The organism is Dolichospermum sp. LEGE 00246 (assembly GCF_015207865.1).
Taxonomy (GTDB): domain Bacteria; phylum Cyanobacteriota; class Cyanobacteriia; order Cyanobacteriales; family Nostocaceae; genus Dolichospermum; species Dolichospermum heterosporum.
Genome location: NZ_JADEWA010000322.1, coordinates 1 through 6317, shown reverse-complemented (window position 1 = coordinate 6317; position 6317 = coordinate 1). Strand labels below are relative to the sequence as shown.

The window sequence follows — 6317 nt, the reverse complement described above, 5'->3', positions numbered from 1 at the left end:
ATTCATGATTATTAATTATGATATTTTTATCTTTGTAAATTTTACTTTAAGAAAAATAGGAAATACCGTACTATTATTGATCTATTTAGTAAAAAGTTTACTATTACTAACGTATTATAATTTACCATACTTTGGTTGAATCTCTAATGCAACAGATGAAAAGTATTAGAAACTTAATAGATAAAAACTTAATCAATAATTATTACTGATATGTTAAACTAACGAACATCGCTTTCTGATCAAAAATATGCAATTAATAGCAAAGCAATATTACACCCCAGAAGAATATCTGGAATTAGAAGCCACTGCTGAGTATAAAAGCGAATACATTGACGGACAAATAATTCCTACGGCTGGTGCATCTATAAATCATAACCGGATTACAGGTAATTTTTACGCTACACTGAATTTTGCCTTTAGACAACAAGGCAAATATGAGGTTTTTAACAGTGATATGCGTCTATGGATACCTCAAGAACTAATATACACTTATCCAGATGTGATCATTATTGCAGATGAGCCGGAATTTTTCAATAATCGGACAGATACAATCACAAATCCCCAGGTAATTATTGAAGTTTTATCCAAATCTACCAAAAGTTATGATAGAGAAGATAAATTTGCAGCTTACAGAACAATTCCCACTTTTCAAGAATATCTATTAATTGATCAAAACCGCATTCATGTAGAACAATTTTTCAAAACTGGGAAAAAAAGATGGACTTTGTGTGAGTATGATGCAGAAGATGGAAACATATCTCTGGAAACCATACCTTTTGAAATTTCTTTACAAGATTTATACAATAAAGTAAAGTTTGAACTTGTGCAAGCAGAAACAGAAAAAAATGGGTAAATGTTGTCTGTTCATAATATTCTGGAAATAAGTAGGTTGGTGTTGAAAATTGTCGTTATGGCAAGGCAAAAGGCAAGAGTGAAGAGGGTTTGGGCGATTTTACATTTCTTTATACAGTTTGATTTTATTGTGTTCACCTACTTATTACCAAATTAAGATGAAACTGCATGGAATAGGATTTTAATAATTATTGACCGCAGATAAATTCGGATGAATTCATGGATTTCATGATTCTGTGCAGCCTCTGATAAAATTGGTATAACTTCTTTTAGTTAGAATAACAGATGAATCGCAAATTTAACTTAGATAATCTATTATTAAGCCTCCTAATTCTCCTAGCATTAATATTGCGGGTTGGTGTTGCTTTAAGATTTCCTAATATATTTTGGGCAGATGAAATTTTCCAAACCCTAGAACCTGCACACCGACTTGCTTTTGGTAATGGTATTGTTACCTGGGAATTTCGAGACGGGATTCGCTCTTGGGTATTACCAGCCATTTTAGCAGGTATTATGCGTTTAACAGCATGGCTGGGAGAAGGTTCTACTGGATACTTAATAGGAAGTAATATATTTTTGTCTCTACTTTCTTTGAGTAATATTTTATTAGCATATCTATGGGGAAAAAAAGTAGGGGGAACAATTACAGCTTTAATTTGTGCGGGTATTTGTACTATCTGGTTTGAACTTATTTACTTTTCTCCTAAAGCTTTTACTGAAGTCGTGGCTACACATTTTTTGTTACCAGGAATATATTTAGGGTTGAACAAAAATTCATTTCCACTCAGGAATAGACTATTTTTATCAGGATGTTTGTTGGGAATATCTTTGGCATTACGAATACATTTATTACCTTGCATTGCTTTTGTTGTCATTTATATTTGTAGAAAAGATTGGCAGCAAAAGTGGTTGCCTATGCTAGGAGGAATTTTTGCTCCTATACTTATTTTTGGAACTGTTGATGCTTTTACGTGGTCCTATCCTTTTCAATCTTTTTGGTTAAATATTTGGGTGAACCTTGTGGAAGGTAAAAGTAAACTTTATGGGGTTTCTCCTTGGTATGAATATTTAATTTTATTGCTAAAAAGTTGGTCTTGGCTATTTCTGCCGATTATGATTCTTGTGCTGATAGGTTCACGTCGTCTGCCTATTTTGGCATGGTCGGCGTTAATTATTATCTTGTCTCATAGTTTCTTAGCTCATAAAGAATATCGGTTCATTTATCCAGCATTATCAATGCTGATGATATTAGCAGGAATAGGCACAGCAGAATTAGTTTTAAATTTGTCGCGCAAATGGAAGTCACATCAAAAAATAGTTATAGCAATATTAATTTGTCTTTCCCTTTGGACTTCCACTTCTGTTGCTCTCATGAGCCGATTTAATATTTATAATAATTTGAATTTTTCTACCTTTGGTACTGACTTAGAAAACACCCATTTATATGCTGCAACTAATAATTTATTAGCCTTACAAAGCTTAAGTAAAGAAAATACTGTTTGTGGTCTTGGTCTTTGGGGTATTAATTGGGCTTTATCAGGAGGGTATACATATTTTCATCATCATGTTCCTATATTTCCAGTTGAGAAGATAGCAGATTTTGCAGCACTAAAAGCAGGTTTTAATTACGTTGTTGGTGATATATCTATACCATCTCAATATAAGAATTATACTTTACAAAAATGTTGGCAAGGAACTTGTGTTTATAAGCGTCCAGGTTCTTGTACTCAGATTATAGATCGTGAGATCAATTCTGTTCTCAAAAAATCGGGAAATTAGTAGCCTAAGCAATTTATATTTAAAATTAGCGTTAATTATTAAATAATTGTGAAAGCTATTACTCTGCTTGGTTCTACTGGTTCGATTGGTACGCAAACCTTAGATATCGTCTCTGAACACCCGGATAAATTCCGCATTGTGGGATTGGCTGCTGGACGGAATGTGGAGCTATTCGCGGCGCAAATTCGCCAGTTTCGTCCCCAAATCGCGGCTATTTCTGCTGCTGAGAAATTACCGGAACTTAAAGAAGCCATTAAAGACTTAAATCCTCAACCCATTTTACTGGCTGGGGAAGCGGGAGTGATAGAAGTTGCTCGTTATGGCGATTCTCAGACGGTTGTTACTGGTATTGTTGGTTGTGCGGGGTTACTTCCAACCATTGCAGCTATTGAAGCGGGCAAAGATATTGCTTTAGCAAATAAAGAAACTATCATTGCTGGTGCTCCTGTGGTGCTACCTTTGGTGGAAAAACACGGAGTGAAACTATTACCAGCCGATTCCGAACATTCCGCTATTTTTCAATGTTTGCAAGGTGTTCCTAAAGATGGTTTAAGAAAGATATTGCTGACTGCTTCTGGGGGTGCTTTTCGAGATTGGCCTGTGGAAAAATTACCAGAGGTAAAGGTTGCTGATGCTATTAAACATCCTAACTGGTCAATGGGGCGAAAAATTACGGTAGATTCGGCAACTTTGATGAATAAGGGTTTGGAGGTAATTGAGGCTCATTATTTATTTGGGGTAGATTATGACAACATCGAAATTGTTATTCATCCTCAAAGTATTATTCACTCGTTAATAGAATTACAAGATACTTCTGTTTTGGCTCAACTTGGTTGGCCGGATATGCGTTTACCTTTACTTTATGCTTTATCTTGGCCGGAGCGCGTTTACACTAATTGGGAAAGATTGAATTTAGTGAAATCCGGTGATTTAACTTTCCGTGAACCAGATCATCAAAAATATCCTTGTATGGGTTTGGCTTATGCTGCGGGGAGGGCTGGTGGTTCTATGCCGGCGGTGTTAAATGCGGCTAATGAACAAGCTGTGGCGTTATTTTTAGATGAGAAAATTCACTATTTGGATATTGCTCGGTGTATTGAATTTGTGTGCGATCGCCATCAAAATGATAACAAACAAAATCCCGCTTTAGATGACATTTTGGCAGCAGATAAATGGGCTAGACAAGAAGTTTTCACCGCTATGGAAAAGGTAGCAATTCAGCCCCAGATAATTTCTGTAGGGTAAAAATTAAGATAGTCCTACACTCATCATATTTGGTGGGGTGTAGGATTATGTTTTTCAGCAAAAAATGTAAATTATCATCAAAATTAGAATATTAGACTATCTACAACGTTATAATAAGCACTATAATAAAACTAACACAGGCACTCAAACAGGTCTAAGAATATTACAACCTCAGTCAACCCTAACTAGCAGTTTTTAGAGTACAATTGATTCTTATTCACTAAAATCACTGAAAATTTTATCCCATTCAATACTTGATAGACTATGGCTAAGATGCAACTACATTTCAACGGTAATTTTCCTCTCAAAAAAGAAGAAATTAAGAGAATACTTGACGCTGCTGCGGAGAAGGAAGGTTTAAAAGATTCTTTAGCAAATCTCATGACCAAAACAGGTTTAGGTAATGCAAAAGTTGGTAAAATCAAAAGTTGGTCAATTAGAGCAGCTTTAGTTAAAGATAATTATTTGAGTCCAGAAGGAAAAATAGTTTTAAAACATGATCCTTATTTAAAATCAATTACTACTGATTGGTTAATGCACTTTTATTTAAGTTTTGGTACTCAAGGTTTAAATCAAATCCCAGAAAATCCTGCTGAATGGGGAGGGTGGACTTATTTTATTTATACGTTTCTTCCTGAAAATTCAACTTTTACTAAAAATGATTTATTTCAAAATAGTATTCCTGTATTTGAAGAACCAGATAAAGTAATTCCTGAAAGAATCAAGTATATTTTAAAAGCATATACCCAAGAACAAGCATTAGCTAATTGTCAATTTATCAAAGAAATCAAAACAGATACATATCAAACAGGGAATTCTAAGCTTCCTAATTCTTATTTGATAGGTTATTTCCTGGCTAAACTTTGGGAACGAGATTTTAATCAGGAAACTTCTGTATTAACTGAGGATATTTTTTCTCAAAAAATGGGAATTATCCCCGTTTTAGGTATTCAATCTGAAACTTTACAACAACATCTGAATAGAATAGAATCTTTAGGAATTATTGAACAAAGACGCACAGTTTCACCTTATCAAATTATCCGTCGTTGGGATGATCCTTTAACTTTATTGGATAAAGCTTATGTTAACAATAAACAATCTATCTCTTAAAGATGCTAAACCAACTGATTCTCCTCATTTACTATTGTGGGATAATCCTAACGATTTAGAAATTCAACAAATTTTATTTAACAATAATGCTCAACTTGTCAGTTATCGTGACAACTTACTAAGTCGTGTTAATGGCAAAAGTCCCTTTTTAATTCTTGATAAAAAATTAGGTGAAGAATTAGATGCTATTAAACAAATTTCTGCTGATGCTACCAAACCAATTGTACTGTTAAAAGACTTAGATATTTTAATAACTTATCTTTACAGTAACCCGCCATCTGATAGATCACGTCTTATTAGCTTATTTTGGCAAAAGCTGGGAGGTATGAGACATTTAGAAAGCATTTTATGGATTCTACTTCCTACTCAACCTCATCCCATTAATTGGGATAAAAAACGGATTAGGATTGTTAAATAAAACATAAAACTAAAACAGGGACGTAAAAATATGCAACTACACCAAATAGTTAAAATTAATGAATCAGGAATGGTAGCCAATGCCGTTAATTTTGGTATGATGGCTGATGCTGATAAAAATTTACTTTTGTGTCAAGGATTTGTATTTAATTATGATTCTAATGATCCTAAATCTTCTACATTAGGTGTTCTTGATGCTATTCAAAAAAGCTATCATAGTATAAATCAACCGAATATTCATCTATTTGTTCAAGATTATGGTAAAGGAAAATCTCATTTTGCTTTAGTTGCTGCTAACTATTTTAAACAACTATTAAATAGTCCTGAAATTGGGGGAATATTAAATCAAATTAAGATTGCAGCAGGAAATCATCAAGGAATAGTAGAAGATTTAACCGCTTATAAAAGACGTAATTCCAAACATTTAGTAATTTGCATTAGTGGAGATGAAGGAATAGATTTAAGACAGATATTTTTAAAATCCATTCGTCAAACTTTAGAAAATGAAGGTATTACTGATTCATTAGCACAACAACTTTGTCAAAAACCTCTTGAATATTTATATAATTTAACGGATGAAAAAATTAATCAAGCTAATCTTTTTTTAGACACAACTGGAAATCAATTTGGAGATTTTTACAGTATTATTGAGTTATTAGAAAAAGATAATTATCGAGTAATTACTACGGTTAAAGAAATTAGTAAGCAATTAAATAAAGGTTTTGCTATTGACTTTGAAACAGATTTAAGGATTGAAGAAATTTTAGAAGAATTAATTACTAATTTATGTTCTGGACAAGATGCAGAATATTCAGGAATTTTAATTTTATTTGATGAACTTAATGCTTATCTTCAATCATGGTCAAAAGATCCATTTAATTCAGGAGGATTTACTTTACAAGGTACTACTAATA

The 6317-nt window shown here is 33.1% G+C and carries 6 protein-coding genes; all 6 read left to right on the top strand.

What is annotated here, in order from left to right:
• The first annotated feature begins 247 nt into the window (after positions 1 to 247).
• On the top strand, positions 248 to 853 hold the full coding sequence (locus tag IQ228_RS18530) for a Uma2 family endonuclease (RefSeq protein WP_193963881.1): 606 nt from the start codon (positions 248 to 250) through the stop codon (positions 851 to 853).
• 284 nt (positions 854 to 1137) lie between these two features.
• Positions 1138 to 2631, top strand: a complete 1494-nt coding sequence (locus tag IQ228_RS18525; RefSeq protein ID WP_193963879.1) for a mannosyltransferase — start codon at positions 1138 to 1140, stop codon at positions 2629 to 2631.
• Between the two features lie 48 nt (positions 2632 to 2679).
• A complete protein-coding gene (locus IQ228_RS18520; protein ID WP_053538159.1) occupies positions 2680 to 3876 on the top strand; it encodes a 1-deoxy-D-xylulose-5-phosphate reductoisomerase in 1197 nt (398 codons plus the stop codon).
• Between the two features lie 264 nt (positions 3877 to 4140).
• A complete protein-coding gene (locus tag IQ228_RS18515) occupies positions 4141 to 4986 on the top strand; it encodes a DUF4007 family protein (RefSeq protein ID WP_193963877.1) in 846 nt (281 codons plus the stop codon).
• On the top strand, positions 4958 to 5404 hold the full coding sequence (locus IQ228_RS18510) for a hypothetical protein (RefSeq protein ID WP_193963875.1): 447 nt from the start codon (positions 4958 to 4960) through the stop codon (positions 5402 to 5404). Before IQ228_RS18515 ends, IQ228_RS18510 begins: the two co-directional genes overlap by 29 nt.
• A gap of 30 nt (positions 5405 to 5434) precedes the next feature.
• Positions 5435 to 6317, top strand: an 883-nt coding sequence (locus tag IQ228_RS18505; RefSeq protein WP_193963873.1) for a hypothetical protein, incomplete at its 3' end; no start/stop codon positions are given.